Raw genomic sequence first — 16,149 nt, forward strand, 5'->3', positions numbered from 1 at the left:
TTAAAGAGATTAGTCTTTAACGTTAGCAACAACACCAGCACCTACAGTACGGCCACCTTCGCGGATTGCGAAACGTAGACCTTTGTCCATAGCGATTGGGTGGATAAGCTCTACGCTCATCTCAACGTTATCGCCTGGCATTACCATTTCAGTACCTTCTTGTAGAGAAATAGCACCAGTTACGTCAGTTGTACGGAAGTAGAACTGTGGACGATAGCCGTTTAGGAATGGTGTGTGACGACCACCCTCTTCTTTTGATAGTACGTATACTTCAGCGTCAAACTTAGTGTGCGGAGTGATTGAACCTGGCTTAGCTAGTACTTGGCCACGTTGTACGTCTTCACGCTTAGTACCACGTAGTAGTACACCACAGTTCTCACCAGCACGACCTTCGTCTAGTAGCTTACGGAACATCTCAACACCTGTACAGGTGGTTTTTTGAGTGTCACGGATACCAACGATTTCAATCTCGTCACCAACTTTAACGATACCAGACTCAACACGGCCAGTTACAACAGTACCACGACCTGAGATTGAGAATACGTCTTCGATAGGCATCAAGAATGGCTTATCGATGTCACGCTCTGGCTCTGGAATGTAAGTGTCTAGAGTTTGTAGTAATTCGATAACTGCTGGCTCACCATATTTGCCATCTTTACCGTTTAGTGCTTCTAAAGCTGAACCTTTGATGATTGGTGTGTCATCACCTGGGAAGTCGTAGTCTGAAAGTAATTCACGTACTTCCATTTCTACTAGCTCTAGTAATTCTTCGTCGTCAACCATGTCACATTTGTTCATGAATACCATGATGTATGGTACGCCAACCTGACGTGATAACAAGATGTGCTCACGAGTTTGTGGCATTGGGCCGTCAGTAGCTGATACGACTAGAATAGCACCGTCCATCTGAGCAGCACCAGTGATCATGTTTTTAACATAGTCAGCGTGACCTGGGCAGTCTACGTGTGCGTAGTGACGGTCAGCAGTGTCATACTCAATGTGTGAGGTGTTGATTGTAATACCACGGGCTTTTTCTTCTGGTGCTGAGTCAATTGCAGCGTAGTCTTTGGCTTCGCCACCAAAAGTTTTTGCAGCTACAGTTGCGATAGCAGCTGTTAGAGTGGTTTTACCGTGGTCAACGTGACCAATGGTACCGACGTTTACGTGCGGCTTGTTACGTTCGAACTTGGCCTTTGCCATGAGTGTATCCTCTTATTAATTCTAAATTCAATTAAGACAGATGGGAGCAATAACTTAAGGTTATTTATCTACTGTCAGATAATAATATTCTTGAAAATGGTGATCAAGTCAGTGGTAAATGATATAAGAAAACCTTAGTCAATGACAAGCCCTTGATACGTAATTGGTTATAAATTCATCAACTAATTACAACCCATTCCCCTAAGGAATGGTAAAGCCTGTCTTCATCTAAACTTCTTATAGAGAAGGCTGACTGAGTCACCCTTCTCCCTACCCTCTACTTAACTAACAAAGACTACTCTTCGTCATCATCCTTGCCAGAGAATTTCTTCATAATCTCTTCGGCTACAGACTTAGGCGTTTCAGCATACTTTTGGAATTCCATTGAGTATGTTGCACGGCCCTGAGACATAGAACGTACGTTAGTTGCATAGCCAAACATTTCAGCTAATGGTACTTCAGCACGGATTTGTTTAGTGCCACCAGGTAGATCGTCCATACCTTGAACCATACCACGACGACGGTTTAGATCGCCCATGATATCACCCATGTATTCTTCTGGAGTCTCAACTTCAACTTTCATCACAGGCTCAAGAAGTACTGGATTGGCGTTCATGAAGCCTTTTTTGAAGGCAATAGAACCGGCCATTTTGAACGATAATTCGTCAGAGTCAACATCATGGTATGAACCATCATATAATGTCGCTTTAACACCAACGATTGGGTAACCTGCAAGGATACCGTTCTTCATGCGCTCTTGAATACCTTTATCAACTGCGCCATGGTACTCTTTAGGTACAACACCACCAACTACTTGTTCTTCGAATTGGTAATCAACACCTGAGTCTAGATCTAGAGGCTCAAGTTTTAACCACACATGACCGAACTTACCACGACCACCTGTCTGACGAACAAATTTACCTTCTTGCTCAACTGTACCGCGGATAGTTTCACGGTAAGCAACTTGTGGTGCACCGATGTTAGCTTCAACCTTGAATTCACGCTTCATACGGTCAACAAGGATTTCTAAGTGAAGCTCACCCATACCACTGATGATAGTCTGACCTGATTCTTCATCGGTGTGAACACGGAATGAAGGATCTTCTTTAGCCAAACGGCCAAGAGCGATAGACATTTTTTCTTGGTCAGCTTTAGTCTTAGGCTCAACAGCTAGACTGATTACTGGCTCTGGGAATTCCATACGCTCAAGAGTAATGATTTCTTTTTCATCACATAGCGTGTCACCAGTACCAACATCTTTCATACCAACTAGGGCAGCGATGTCACCGGCACGGATTTCGTCAAGCTCTTGCTGTGAGTCAGCATGCATCTGTACGATACGGCCGATACGCTCACGCTTCATCTTAACTGGGTTATAAACGCTCTCACCTTGCTTGATAACACCTGAGTAAACACGTACGAAGGTTAAGTTACCAACGAATTTGTCGTTCATGATTTTGAACGCAAGGGCAGCAAATGGCGCATCATCAGACGCTTCACGAGTGCCTTCAGTTTCTGCTTTGTCATCAAGGATACCTTTAATAGCAGGTACGTCTTGAGGTGCTGGCATATATTGAATCACGGCATCCAACATCTTTTGTACGCCTTTGTTTTTGAAGGCAGTACCACAGTACATTGGAATGATTTCGTTATTAATAGTACGCTGACGGATAGCCTCATGAATTTCGTCTTCAGTTAGCTCTTCGCCTTCTAAGTACTTATTCATCAAGTCTTCGTTAGCTTCAGCAGCTACTTCTACAAGCTCACTGCGATACTCTTCAGCTTTTTCTTGAAGCTCTTCAGGAATCTCACGCTCTTCATACTTCATACCTAGAGATTCAACATCCCAGTAGATAGCTTTCATGGTGATTAAGTCAATAACACCTTCAAAGTCATCTTCTTTACCAATTGGGATAACCATAGCAACTGGGTTACCGCCTAGGCGAGTTTTAACTTGTTCTTTAACACGGTAGAAATCAGCACCAACGCGGTCCATTTTGTTAACGAACGCTAAACGAGGTACTTTATATTTGTTAGCCTGACGCCATACAGTCTCAGACTGAGGCTGTACACCACCAACCGCACAATAAACCATACATGCACCATCAAGTACACGCATTGAACGTTCTACTTCAATTGTGAAGTCAACGTGGCCTGGGGTGTCAATGATGTTGATGCGGTGCTGTGGGAACTGTTGACCCATACCTGACCAGAAACAAGTGGTCGCAGCTGAGGTAATAGTGATACCACGCTCTTGTTCTTGTTCCATCCAGTCCATGGTTGCTGAACCTTCGTGAGTTTCACCAATTTTGTGGCTCACACCGGTATAGAATAAGATACGTTCAGTTGTGGTTGTTTTACCAGCATCAATGTGTGCTGAAATACCAATATTACGATATCGGTTTAGGGGGGTTGCACGTGCCATAATTTTTTCCTAATGGAATGTCTTTATAATTTATTTCGTTCTATGAGTTGATGATAGGCAGGAGGCTACAATAGCTTTTTAAGATGACATTTTTATGATACAAATACTGATTGCCATATAAACATCAGTCTGCTGTGTACCAATTGATGAGCCATCGATTAGTTAGAAGAAAACTGACTGTGTTTTAAGGCAGTTGTCCCAACTCACCAGCACTTATCAAAAACTTAACGGGTACTTCTCATATCGTCTGCTCTAATTTACCAAATTAGGCACCAAAGCAAACCATAATTTATGTAACTTTGTTACTTATCTTGCAGGAAGCCATTATTAACCGAGGTTCTTAATGGCCCAATTCTGAATGTATACTGCACTGCTTTTGCCGATGGCTTAAGCCCACTTTATAGAGAACTTAAGCCAATGATTAAGCAGCATTGTCGCTAAAATTAGAAGCGGTAGTGTGAGAATGCTTTGTTAGCATCTGCCATGCGGTGAACTTCGTCACGCTTTTTAACAGCACTGCCTTTACCTTCTGAAGCATCACCTAGCTCACCAGCTAGACGGTGTGCCATTGATTTTTCAGAACGCTTAGAAGCAGCATCGGCAAGCCAACGCATCGCTAAAGCTGTACGACGGGAGGGGCGTACTTCCATAGGAACTTGATAGGTTGCACCACCAACACGGCGAGCTTTCACTTCAACCATTGGGCGAACGTTTTCAAGTACTTCTTCAAAGAATGCAACTGGATCTTCGATGTTACGTTTCTCAGCAACTTGCTCTAATGCACCGTAAACAATACGTTCAGCGGTAGATTTTTTGCCATCAACCATTACATGGTTGATGAATTTAGCGATGGTTTGGCTACCAAATTTAGGATCCGGTAGGATCTCACGGGTAGCGACGACGCGACGTCTTGGCATAATAAATTTCCTTGTCTTCAGGGTTGTCTGGCATTCATAACCATATATAAAATATGAGTTAATAATTAAGTGGTTACCAGCCAGCCTTACTGCATGGTGGTATGTCTATTGATGAGACACCAAGCCCATGCATGTTATTTAGTAATTTGCTAATTAAGCCTTAGGCTTTTTAGCACCATATTTAGAGCGACCTTGCTTACGGTCTTTAACGCCTGCACAGTCAAGTGCGCCGCGAACAGTGTGGTAACGTACACCTGGTAAGTCTTTAACACGACCACCACGGATTAGTACAACGCTGTGCTCTTGTAAGTTATGGCCTTCACCACCGATGTAGCTTGATACTTCATAACCTGAAGTTAAGCGTACACGGCATACTTTACGCATGGCTGAGTTTGGTTTTTTTGGAGTGGTAGTATATACGCGAGTACATACACCACGGCGTTGTGGGCACGCTTGTAAAGCAGGAACACCAGACTTTTCCTTTAATACTTTACGACCCTTACGAATCAATTGGTTAGTTGTTGCCATAAGGCATCCTTCTCCCGTTTATTAAATACAAAAAAATGGGTTACTAAGCCCTCGCTACGGTTTGGAGCCAATAGAACATTAAGTTTCTCTAAAAGAAGCTTATCGTCTTATTGCTTCCTAAAAACTGCTACGATAGCTTACCCATTTTTCGGACACTATATTATATAGACTTATTGTAAAACACTCAAGTACATATTGACGCTTATAATGGACAATAAATCAATGTTAGGCTGCCTATTTTAGGTCACTTTTAATAACTTTCAAGGGCTAAGCTGTAATATAAGTTTTTTGTGCCACTCACCTTGTATACTAAACCTGGATCTATTGGTGACCACTTTGCAGCCATAACAAGTCATATCAATGACTTCAGCCTCGTGAAGTCATATCGAATACTGCTATTTAGACCGTTACAAAAAAGCCAGTATTTTAAGATTGGCGCCACAGCCATTTACCCTAGCCTACTACGATGTGATTCGTGGTTTGTGATAAACTAAGCACATCGTTTTAATCAGCCCCTTAGTCTTTATATCCTTATTATAAAGCCCCTGTACACAACTCTTTTAATTTCTCCCATCTTTGATAAATAAGTGATTGCCCATGAGTAATTCAAATAATACCGCCGCAGATTTCATTAATCCAAACCAAGACACCCGCATCACCCAAGGCAGCCAAGTAGCGCTACACTTTGAGGTGGCTTTAGAAAATGGAACGGTTATTGACTCTACCTTTAGCCGCCCAGAGCCGGTACGTTTGACCATAGGCGATGAAAGCTTACTGCCAGGCTTTGAGAATGTACTTAATAACTTGCGTGCCGGTGATACCCGTACAGCGCATTTAGAGCCGGAGCAAGCTTTTGGCGAGTGGAACAAAGATAATGTACAGACCTTTAGCCGCACTCAATTTGCATTGACTGAAGCCAATCCTGAAGTGGGTATGATGATTGAGTTTGAGGACAAGGGAAAAAACACCTTACCAGGCGTTATTAGCAAAGTGACCCAAGAAGACGTTGAAGTGGATTTCAACCATCCCTTAGCCGGTCAATCGCTACTGTTTAAAGTTCAGATATTTAAAGTGACTCCGCCAGGTCAAGTGGCCGTGCAATTAATATGATGCAACTGATCTAAATAAGGACATCAATCATGTGGCCTATTTAGGTATAGCTAAACCGCTAATAAAACATACAACCACGAAAAAGGTATCGATTATGAAATACACCACCCTCCCACAACTTGGTGACAAGGTTTCCAAAATTTGCTTGGGCACCATGACTTGGGGTCAGCAAAATACCGAAGATCAGGCGCATCAACAAATGGACTTTGCATTAAGCGAAGGCGTGAACTTCTGGGATACCGCAGAGATGTATCCCTCACCGCCTGCCAAAGAAAAACAAGGGGATACCGAGCGTTTTATCGGCACTTGGTTTGCCAAGACCAAAAAGCGTAATGAGGTGATTTTGGCCAGTAAAATCTCTCCCATGGATTTCTTACGCGACGGTCAAACCCGTTTTAATGCCAAACACATCAGTGACGCAATCGATGGCAACTTAAAGCGGTTGCAAACCGATCATATCGATGTGTACCAACTACATTGGCCTGAGCGTCAGACTAACTTTTTTAGCACCCGCGGCTATACCGAACAGATGGCGCAGCAAGATTTATCTCAGCTCACTCCATTTTTAGAGACCATCGAGGCCTTAAATGACGAGATTAAAAAAGGCCGCATTAGAGCTTGGGGACTCTCCAACGATACCGCTTGGGGCGTTATGCGCTATTTGTGGGAAGCTGAGAAAAATGGCTTAAAAGGTCCCATCACAGTCCAAAACCCTTATAGCTTATTGAATCGGTTATATGAGGTTGGATTGGCAGAGGTGGCCCATCGTGAGAATGTCGGTCTGCTTGCCTACTCACCGCTTGGCTTTGGGGTATTATCTGGTAAATACCTAGACGGTAAACAGCCTGAGGGCGCACGTCTAACCATGTATGACCGCTTCCAACGTTACATCAATGACGAAGCCAAGTGGGCCACTGAGCAATATGCGCGTATCGCTACAGATGCCGGTCTAGATATGGCACAAATGGCCTTAGCCTTCGTGAACAGCCGTCATTTTGTGACCAGTAATATCATTGGTGCCACCTCTATTGAGCAGTTGAAGTCTAATATTGACAGTGTTGATATTGAGCTAAGTGATGATGTGTTGCAGGCCATTGAGGCGGTGCATACTCAGCAGCCCAACCCCTCACCCTAAGCAACATAAACCGATAGTGGCACAAAAAAAGCTCTCAATCAGTGATTGAGAGCTTTTTTATTATGCAGCGTTTGGTCTTACTTATTGAGTTAACCGACTGATTTAACTGAGCATCTTAACTGAACTGAGGTTTAATGAATTAGCTTCAGTCACTTAGCTTCAGTCACTTAATTTCAGTCAAGCCAATTTATCGTTAAGCTTTGAGTACTCGAGCTTTTAGGGTTTCCAAACCTTGCTGCATATGCTGGTATAGCTCCTCAGTAAGCTCATCTCGGCTTTTATCTGTGGTGCTAATCGGATCAAGAGGTAGAATGTAGGCGGTGACCTGCTCACAGTCCATCACCGTTAAGAAGCTCTTGGTAAAGGAGGTATCTCCAACAAAAGGTATCTTATCATCCAGCTCACCTTGTGCATTCACATAACAGACCACCAAAGGCTGTACCGGCTTATTGGCATCTATCGCCGCTTGCAGCAATTTACCATACAAAGATTTGATACGGCTACCATCCGTAGTGGTGCCCTCTGGATAAAACAATACCGAATGGCCTTTTTCCAAAAACTCAGTGATTTGACCGGCTACCTTACCCGAATCCCCAGAGCCGCGTTTGATAAATAGCGAGCCACAAGCTCGGGCTAAGTTGCCAAAAGCAGGCATAGACTCAACTTCTGCTTTTGATAAGAAAAAAGCGGGCACCACACTGCCCATCACGGGGATATCCATCCAAGACACATGATTGCCAGCCCACAAGCCTTGAGTATTTGGCATGGGTTCAACTGCCACCACTTTAATGTTAAAGGCCTCTGCCATTTTGCCACAAAATATCTGATTGTAGCGCAGCACCTTATCACGCTTGGGCTCACCGCTCCAGCCATCAATCTTGGTAATGGCACGATAGCCGTTCACCATAGTGCTGGTCATGCCTTTGAGTATCTGTGCCCGTTTAAACTGAGTAGTCACAGGCTTGGGTAACAGCCGGCTTACCTTATGCTTTCTTAAGCGATGTGGCAAGGTTCGGCCAGAGATTTTGTCTTGCGAGGCTGGTGTCGGTGAGGCGTGGTCGGTCATAAAAGTCCTTGTTCAAATCTTTCGGATGGCGCACGATGTCATGTTGATACTCAATCATACCCGCATTAAATGCTCAAGTTAGAGGTTAGCATAACGCCTACCGTAACTTAATATATGAAGACAAATATATGAATACAATCTTGATCAATTGACCTGTCACGCCTTTTAATCTTCTAGATACTATATCTTTTATGCCTAATTTTTATGTGACACTTTTACTTAATTTGATGGGGTTTGTGATAATTATCCTACCACACTTTATCTGACCATACGCTCCATACTGTTCACTTTAGTCTTCAAGGTTGGCAGGATAATTGTGTAACTCTCAGCTTAATCGGCTTTAGGCTGCTGGGTCAGCACTCGGCTGTGCAGCTCCTGTAAACCTTGTTGCATATGCTTTTGTAGCTCGTCGGTAAGCTGAGAACGAGTTTTGCCTGTGGTGCTTAACTCAGCTAATGGCAACACATAAGCGGTCACTGTTTCGCCATCTATTACGCCCATCAGACTCTGCTTAAGGCTGATACCCCCATAATAAGGTACGGTGTCATCAAGCTCGCCTTTACTATTGACATAACACAGCACCACCGGCTGTACAGGTTTATTGGCATCTATTGCAGACTGCAAAAGTTTGCCATGTATTCTTTTTATTTTTTTGCCATCTGTGGTGGTCGCTTCAGGGAAAAACACCACCGAGTAGCCTTTTTTTAAGAAGGTCGTCATCTGCTCTGCTACCGTTGAAGCATCGCCTGAGCCACGGTTAATAAACAAAGTCCCCGCCACTCTTGCCAGCGGTCCCATTAGTGGCATCTTTTCAACTTCTGCTTTAGACAAGAAAAATGCGGGACTGACACTACCAATGACCGGAATGTCCATCCAAGACACGTGGTTTGAAACCCAAAGCGCGTGAGTCTTGGGTAGTGGCTCAACCTCTACAATTTCTACCCCCAGCGCACGCGCTGACTTGCGACAAAATGCTTGGATATATTTAGGTAATATGTCACGTGGCGGCTCACGCCAAGCGCCAATCTTGGTAGCAGCTCGGTAACCACCGATGACAGTATCTACCAAGCCCACCACAGTTTTACTGCGTTTGGTATTGCGCTGCACTGTCTGCTTTAACGCTTGTCCCAATTTTGATGTGTATTTCATGATAGTGCCTTTAATGACCTTAGATTAGCCCTATGAATTATGCTATGGCTTTTATTTATAAAGGAAAATAGTTTATTCAAAGCTTGATTAGACCCGTATTGATGCGCCAGGCTTTGTGTGTGCTTAGCTATCCTTATCTGCTGGGCTATTTGGGTAGTTTATCGATTCGCTAAAGCAACTACCTTAGCGGATTTTGATGAAGGCAGATTATAGCAAATATAACCCAATCAGTAATCAATCGTTCACTGGTTTTGTAGCAATAACTTAAGCTGGGTCTGATATTTGTATTATTTTGCGCACTACCCCTTTTAATTTGGAGCAAATAGCGTCATTAATAGTCTATAGCGCATTATAAAATCGCAGTAGTTATGACATAGACATCGGCAAGCCCAGTAAATAAAAGCCAACATACTTAGGCTACTAGATAGGCTACCAGACACTTAGGCTGCTAGATTCTTTAAAGTGACTTTTTACACAAACAAATCAGCTTTAACAAACAGCTCAGCATAAACAAACAACCGAGCTTTTCGTTACAATAACCATTTTGGTAACAAGACCATTTAAATTGACAACACAGGTGAATATTTTTGGATTATTTTGGTAGACATGAAGGTGGCGAACGCGCCATCTTAGTACACTTAGAGGTTAGACAAATCGCAGACCCTGATGATTTAGAGGAATTTAAATTATTGGTAGACTCTGCAGGTGCGCAGCAATTGGCGGTCATCACAGGGTCAAGACAGAAGCCGGATGCCAAGTATTTTATTGGTAGTGGTAAAGCACAAGAGATTGCCGAGCAGGTACAGGCGCTTGAGGCAGATATTGTTATTTTTAACCACAGTTTAACGCCTTCACAAGAGCGTAACTTAGAGACCTTGCTGCAATGCCGCGTCTTAGATCGTACTGGTCTAATTTTGGATATTTTCGCTCAGCGTGCCCGTACTTATGAAGGTAAATTGCAGGTGGAATTGGCTCAGCTTAACCACTTGGCGACCCGCCTAGTACGCGGCTGGACCCATTTGGAGCGTCAAAAAGGGGGGATTGGTCTACGCGGACCAGGTGAAACCCAGCTTGAAACCGATAGACGCTTGCTACAAATTCGAGTGTCTCAGTTAAAAGCACGCCTCGATAAAGTCAAACAGACCCGAGCACAAGGCCGAGCCAAGCGTCAAAAATCAGATGTATTGACCATCTCATTGGTGGGCTATACCAACGCCGGCAAGTCCTCTTTATTTAACCGCTTGGTCGATGAGGATATTTATGCTGCTGACCAGCTTTTTGCGACCTTAGATCCTACTTTAAGACGTATGGACTGGCAAGGCGTGGGCCGAGTGGTCTTGGTCGATACGGTAGGTTTCGTGCGTCATTTACCGCACGAGTTGGTAGAGTCATTCCATGCAACTTTGGAGGAGACGCTAGAGGCTGACTTGTTATTACATGTGATTGACTCTTCAAGCCCCGACATGCATGAGCAAATCAAAGCAGTAAAAGAGGTATTGAGCGAAATTGATAACCATGTGCCTGTGCTCAATGTCTACAACAAGATCGATATCACTGGTGAGCCGGCACAAATTAACTATAGTGGTCCTGGCGTGCCCAGTCGTGTGTATGTCTCCGCTAAGGCTGACCTTGGCATGAGTATGCTGCACACTGCCGTACAGCAGTTATTGACCGGTAAACTCAACACGTTTGAGATCACCCTACCCTTCAATGCCGGCAATCTAAAAAATGAGCTATACCGCTTGGATGTGGTCGAACAAGAAAGCTATGATGAGCAGGGCCATGAAGTACTTACCCTACGTCTGCCCTCTGATAAGTTGCAGCAATTGTTGGGTCAAGCCAATATTGATCCTCTCTCAGTGCTGCCTAAAGACCAAGCTGAGCTGCTGATACCTACTCTTGAGCCTTTTGAAAAACAGCTAAAAGCCGATCAAGAAGCCAAAGCCGCCCTACTGGATTTAGAGGCAGACTTTGAGGCGCCTGATTTTGAGCCAGCAGCAGATTGGCCTGAAGACGATGATATTCTGCGCTAAGCTTTTTATTTTATCTTGACCGAGTGATGATGACATCCAACATAGGAGCCTTTAGGCTCCTATTTTTTTGTCAAAAATTCAATTAATCTGGCTAACAATATTAAAGAATATTAAAGCATTGATACAAAATATTGGCGAAATATGATCACAAACCTCAAGCTTACCAAACTCTGCCAGAGCTTATAGATTCAGACTTAACATAGCTGTCTGTGATTAATTTAGACTAAAGGCGCGAGGATAGCGTGTCGTGCATCAGCAATAATGGTGTATTATAATTAAACATTGAGTAGCATTTATTAGCTATATCAGGATATTACGCCTTGCCAAAAATTTATAGTTGCGCCTGTATCTTGCTTATGTAAGCTTGCTCTACATTAGGCCATAGCCAAAATAAAGGATGAGCCATGCCCTCTGCTGTCAAAAAAACACTGCCCTTGCCTGTGGCAATCTTACTCACCTTAGCGGTTGTCATTAGTATTCGAGAAGGCTCAGTATGGGTCTGTCAAATGTTAGGCTATCCCAGTGCAGCGAATATTGTGGGGCTGATTACTTTATTTTCGCTGCTAATGCTGTGGCGTTTTACTCGGGGGCTACCTGAGTGGCTTACTCCGGCCAGCAATACATTGTTGGTGGATAGTGGGTTTGCTTTTTTGCCAGTATCGGCTGGCGCTGGTCTGTTAATGTTTGGGCTTGGTGATGAGCTTTTGGGTATTATAGTGACCATGGTAGTGAGCACCTTACTGCCCTTGTGGGGCTTGGCACGACTCGCCAACTATTGGTTAAGCCGCCAGCCTGAGGGCTCTAATGAGAGCGATACCAGCACCTCTTCTACTCAATCAAAATAAGGCCTCAAGCTATGACTTTACTCAATCAAATGCCTGAAGGCACCACGTTGTTGACTGTACTTGCCGCTTTTGTTCTTACTTTAGTGGCACATGTGATGGCACGTATCTTATCCAAGCGCATCTCAGGGCTGCCCATGGTCATCACAGCCTTGGTACTGGTACTGGTATTTTTATATCTATTTAGTTGGGATTACGATCACTATTATGCTGTGGCCAAGCCGGTTTTTGATCATTTATTGGGCTATGTGACCGTACTACTCGCCATTCCTTTAGCTACGATGAATTTTTCTGGCTTACCAGTAAAAAAACTTAGCATCATAGTGGTGATCGCAAGCTTGGTAGGTGCCCTACTGCCTATGTCTATGGCTTATGGCTTCTCACTGAGTCACGATACTATTTTAGCCTTCGCAACGCGTTCGGTGACCACCCCTATTGGGCTAAGTGTGGCCGAAATTATTAAAGCACCTTTGGCCTTAGCCAACTTAATCATCATCGTCTCTGGTTTGCTCGGTGGCGCTGTGGCTCGTGTGTTGTTTAAAAACGTACAAGACGATCGAGCCAAAGGCTTGGCACTGGGTTTGGCAGCTCATGCCTTTGGTACGGTAGAGGCGTGGCAAATTAGCCATACTGCTGGGCGCTATGCCGCCTTTGGACTGGCGGTAAATGGCTTAGTCACTGCGGTATGGGTGCCGATATTTTTAGCCGCTATACTATAAAAACGCTCAAAAAGTGAGGGTTAACGCGCCCTAATATCTGGACAAGTTATACAGCAGAAGATATTTAGTAACAATATTACTTATTCTTTCTAAACTGCTGTTGATAAGATACCAAAGCCACTAACCGTTAGATATCACATTTTATTAGTGCTATATTACGCTGGCTTATTTTATGTTTACCTTAGTAATTAACTTATGAATTAAGCAGGTTTATGGATTAAGCAAGTTTTAGTGGCTTGCTTAAAAGTTAAGTGCAGGCAGTGTCTGATATAGCACTTGCCCCTTCCTACTGCCTTACCATAAAAAATTATATAGCCTCTAAAAAGTGAAAATACTTATGACTGAATTGTTAAATACAGTTTTAGCTCGTTCAGCCAGTTTGGTTGCCACAACGTTATTATGCGCCTCTCCCTTATTGAGCGCTCATGCAGGCAACATGTACGTCTACAAGGATGATTCAGGGCAGGTTTTATTGACCAATGTAAAACCTTCAGATAACAGTAAGTTCGCCAAGAAGGTACAAGTCACTTACGCCCCCGCGTCGCAAACTGACACCCTTATGCAATCCAATACCCTAACCCTTAATCCACCTAGTTATTACAGTAATAATAGTAATAACAGCAGCTCAAACCTAAATACTATTGGCTCAGGCAACAATGCCTATGACCATTATATTTTGGCCTCTGCCAATCGAAATGGTATTGATCCTGGCCTATTAAAAGCCATGATGCATACCGAATCCTCTTTTAACCCCAACGCCCGTTCTCCTGTTGGCGCTCAAGGCTTGATGCAGCTTATGCCAGCCACTGCCCGCCGCTTTTCGGTCATAAATGCTTGGAATCCTGCAGAGAATATTGAAGGCGCAGCCAAATATGTGGCTTGGTTAAGTAAGCGCTTTAATGGCAAGATTGAGCACATCTTAGCAGGCTATAATGCAGGTGAAGGCAATGTGGATAAATATGGCGGTGTGCCTCCGTTTAGAGAGACGCGTAATTACGTTCAAAGAGTGCTCAATCGTTATAATACTTTGTACAAAAATGACAGCTCCTTATTTAGAGCTGGTGCAACTACCGTATCTTCAGAAGTGGGCATTCAACGTGCTACGTATGGTGCAGGTGCTACCTCCTTTGGTACCACGAGCAATGGATATACTCAAGCATCGTTTGAGACCACCTTACGTTAATCACGCCCATCATTACCTGATGAGATATATCAGTTAAGCCAGATGTATGCGTTAAAACGTCACAAAAAAAGGACGCCTAATATTAAGGCGTCCTTTTTTTGCTTGCCTGTAGGCAAAATTCAAATCTGAGGCATTAAGCGGTAGGATGTAAGCGAACATTAAGATCATCTATAATTTCTACCCAAGCGGCATCTAGCTTCCACTCTTCTTTCAAAAAAGCGCGCTGTGACTCTGTCCAAAAATCTGCATCTGTCAATGAAGTATTCTTATCTAGTGGGTGTTCAGCAATAAATTTATCAATGGCTTCATCAGAGCTATCTAGGCCCAATTGAGCAAATAAATCGTTGATGGTGTATTCTGGTTCGCCTAACATATGGTCTCCTTAAAACTTACATTTGGTTTGTTATTTTTGGCTTGCTACGCAATCCTTGGTCTAATTGTTTTCCACGCTATCGTTCACGCTATCATTGTAGCAAAGTCTGCTTCAGGTACTGTGCTATTACTATTTAGAAGCTTTACTGTTATGTAAACCAAGGCTGTTATTTGTCATCTATTTTTAAACCTCTCAAACGCCCATAAAAAAACCTGTAATTGGATTACAGGTTTTTTTGGTAACAAATAGGCTTAAAATTAAATTAAGCCTCTAGCTGGCTGACTATGGAAGTAAGTGCTCTACTGCGTCACGCTCTTCGCTAAGCTCTTGCTCAGTGGCTTTCATTTTTTCTTGTGAGAAGTCAGATGAGGTGTCTAGACCTTCAACAATTTTCCAATCGCCATTGCTGCAAGTACATGGGAATGAGTAGATTAGACCTTTAGCGATGCCGTACTCACCTTGTGAGTAAACACCCATAGATACCCAATCGTTCTCATCAGTACCTAGTGCCCAAGTGCGCATGTGAGCAATGGCAGCGTTAGCAGCAGAAGCAGCTGATGAAGCACCACGCGCTTCAATGATGGCTGCGCCACGTTTTTGAACGCTTGGGATATAGCTGTTTTCGTACCAGTCACGGTCTACTTGTTCTAAAGCTGGCTTACCGTTCACTGTACACTCAGTTAGATCTGGGTACTGAGTTGAAGAGTGGTTACCCCAAATGATCATTTTCTTAACATCATTTACGGTGCTGTTGGTCTCTTCAGCAAGCTGCGCCATACCACGGTTGTGGTCAAGACGAGTCATAGCAGTGAAGTTACGTGGGTCTAGATCTGGTGCGTTACGCTGAGCAATTAAAGCGTTGGTGTTCGCTGGGTTACCCACAACCAATACTTTAACATCACGGCTGGCTACTTCGTTTAAGGCTTTACCTTGAGCTGAGAAGATAGCAGCGTTGGCTTCAAGTAAGTCTTTACGCTCCATGCCTGGACCACGAGGACGTGCACCTACCAATAAAGCGTAGTCTGCGTCTTTAAATGCAACAGTAGCATCGTCAGTTTGTACCACGCCCGCTAACAGTGGGAAAGCACAATCTTCAAGCTCCATAACAACCCCTTTTAGGGCGTCAAGTGCTGGTGTGATTTCTAAAAGCTGTAGAATAACAGGCTGATCTTTACCTAGCATTTCGCCTGAAGCAATACGAAACAGCATAGCATAGCTAATATTACCAGCAGCACCAGTAACGGCAACGCGAACAGGTTGTTTCATTTAATTCTCCTAGTGATTTAGTGAGGTTATTATAATGGTTATGACTTACTCGTCATACTTAGGCAACTATTCGTTAGCAGCAATGCTGTTATTTAAATTTTGAGTCTATTGTTAAAATATCAGTAAAAAATCAATAAAAGCACCACTTTAACACCACAGTATTGGCAAACTTAATGCAGCCGTTACGGCTTGTCAGTTCGCCA

The 16,149-nt window shown here is 43.6% G+C and carries 14 protein-coding genes; 6 read left to right on the forward strand and 8 right to left on the reverse strand.

What is annotated here, in order from left to right; genetic code table 11:
- Positions 1-9 precede the first annotated feature (9 nt).
- From tuf to rpsL, 4 genes are all read right to left on the reverse strand, one after another.
- Positions 10-1,200 (reverse strand): elongation factor Tu, encoded by a 1,191-nt coding sequence (gene tuf, locus MN210_RS10125; protein WP_011961077.1) that lies wholly within the window; start codon positions 1,198-1,200, stop codon positions 10-12.
- 295 nt (positions 1,201-1,495) lie between these two features.
- Complete coding sequence (fusA, locus tag MN210_RS10130; protein ID WP_110816896.1) at positions 1,496-3,625, reverse strand: elongation factor G; 2,130 nt, start codon at positions 3,623-3,625, stop codon at positions 1,496-1,498.
- Between the two features lie 443 nt (positions 3,626-4,068).
- On the reverse strand, positions 4,069-4,542 hold the full coding sequence (gene rpsG, locus MN210_RS10135; protein WP_011961079.1) for a 30S ribosomal protein S7: 474 nt from the start codon (positions 4,540-4,542) through the stop codon (positions 4,069-4,071).
- Positions 4,543-4,695: 153 nt separating this feature from the next.
- Complete coding sequence (gene rpsL / locus MN210_RS10140) at positions 4,696-5,070, reverse strand: 30S ribosomal protein S12 (RefSeq protein WP_011961080.1); 375 nt, start codon at positions 5,068-5,070, stop codon at positions 4,696-4,698.
- Between the two features lie 597 nt (positions 5,071-5,667).
- On the opposite strand from rpsL, the gene MN210_RS10145 reads away from it, so the two are divergent.
- Both MN210_RS10145 and MN210_RS10150 read left to right on the forward strand, forming a co-directional pair.
- A complete protein-coding gene (locus MN210_RS10145) occupies positions 5,668-6,180 on the forward strand; it encodes an FKBP-type peptidyl-prolyl cis-trans isomerase (protein WP_241878467.1) in 513 nt (170 codons plus the stop codon).
- A 94-nt stretch (positions 6,181-6,274) separates the two neighbouring features.
- The gene (locus tag MN210_RS10150) at positions 6,275-7,315 is read left to right on the forward strand and encodes an aldo/keto reductase (protein ID WP_011961082.1); all 1,041 of its coding nucleotides are present in this window, start codon (positions 6,275-6,277) and stop codon (positions 7,313-7,315) included.
- 193 nt (positions 7,316-7,508) lie between these two features.
- On the opposite strand, the gene MN210_RS10155 is transcribed toward MN210_RS10150, so the two are convergent.
- Together MN210_RS10155 and MN210_RS10160 are read right to left on the reverse strand one after the other, a co-directional pair.
- Positions 7,509-8,381: a lysophospholipid acyltransferase family protein gene (locus MN210_RS10155; RefSeq protein WP_338412158.1), complete on the reverse strand. Its 873-nt coding sequence runs from the start codon at positions 8,379-8,381 to the stop codon at positions 7,509-7,511.
- Between the two features lie 330 nt (positions 8,382-8,711).
- Entirely contained in the window at positions 8,712-9,530 is an 819-nt protein-coding gene (locus tag MN210_RS10160) for a lysophospholipid acyltransferase family protein (RefSeq protein WP_110816899.1), read from the reverse strand.
- A 587-nt stretch (positions 9,531-10,117) separates the two neighbouring features.
- Here MN210_RS10160 and hflX point away from each other — a divergent pair.
- The 4 genes from hflX to MN210_RS10180 all read left to right on the forward strand — a co-directional run bounded on the left by hflX (position 10,118) and on the right by MN210_RS10180 (position 14,307).
- A complete protein-coding gene (gene hflX, locus MN210_RS10165) occupies positions 10,118-11,563 on the forward strand; it encodes a ribosome rescue GTPase HflX (RefSeq protein ID WP_155587537.1) in 1,446 nt (481 codons plus the stop codon).
- Positions 11,564-11,967: 404 nt separating this feature from the next.
- The gene (locus MN210_RS10170) at positions 11,968-12,408 is read left to right on the forward strand and encodes a CidA/LrgA family protein (protein WP_338412159.1); all 441 of its coding nucleotides are present in this window, start codon (positions 11,968-11,970) and stop codon (positions 12,406-12,408) included.
- 11 nt (positions 12,409-12,419) lie between these two features.
- Positions 12,420-13,124 carry an LrgB family protein gene (locus MN210_RS10175; protein ID WP_011961087.1) on the forward strand — a complete coding sequence of 235 codons (705 nt, stop codon included), beginning with the start codon at positions 12,420-12,422 and terminating at the stop codon, positions 13,122-13,124.
- Between the two features lie 337 nt (positions 13,125-13,461).
- Complete coding sequence (locus tag MN210_RS10180; RefSeq protein ID WP_011961088.1) at positions 13,462-14,307, forward strand: lytic transglycosylase domain-containing protein; 846 nt, start codon at positions 13,462-13,464, stop codon at positions 14,305-14,307.
- Positions 14,308-14,440: 133 nt separating this feature from the next.
- On the opposite strand, the gene MN210_RS10185 is transcribed toward MN210_RS10180, so the two are convergent.
- Both MN210_RS10185 and MN210_RS10190 read right to left on the reverse strand, forming a co-directional pair.
- On the reverse strand, positions 14,441-14,680 hold the full coding sequence (locus tag MN210_RS10185; RefSeq protein WP_110816901.1) for a DUF2789 domain-containing protein: 240 nt from the start codon (positions 14,678-14,680) through the stop codon (positions 14,441-14,443).
- Between the two features lie 282 nt (positions 14,681-14,962).
- Positions 14,963-15,946 carry a malate dehydrogenase gene (locus MN210_RS10190; RefSeq protein WP_011961090.1) on the reverse strand — a complete coding sequence of 328 codons (984 nt, stop codon included), beginning with the start codon at positions 15,944-15,946 and terminating at the stop codon, positions 14,963-14,965.
- Between the last annotated feature and the right edge of the window lie 203 nt (positions 15,947-16,149).

Origin of the sequence: Psychrobacter raelei, from assembly GCF_022631235.3 — a bacterium.
GTDB classification, from domain to species: domain Bacteria; phylum Pseudomonadota; class Gammaproteobacteria; order Pseudomonadales; family Moraxellaceae; genus Psychrobacter; species Psychrobacter raelei.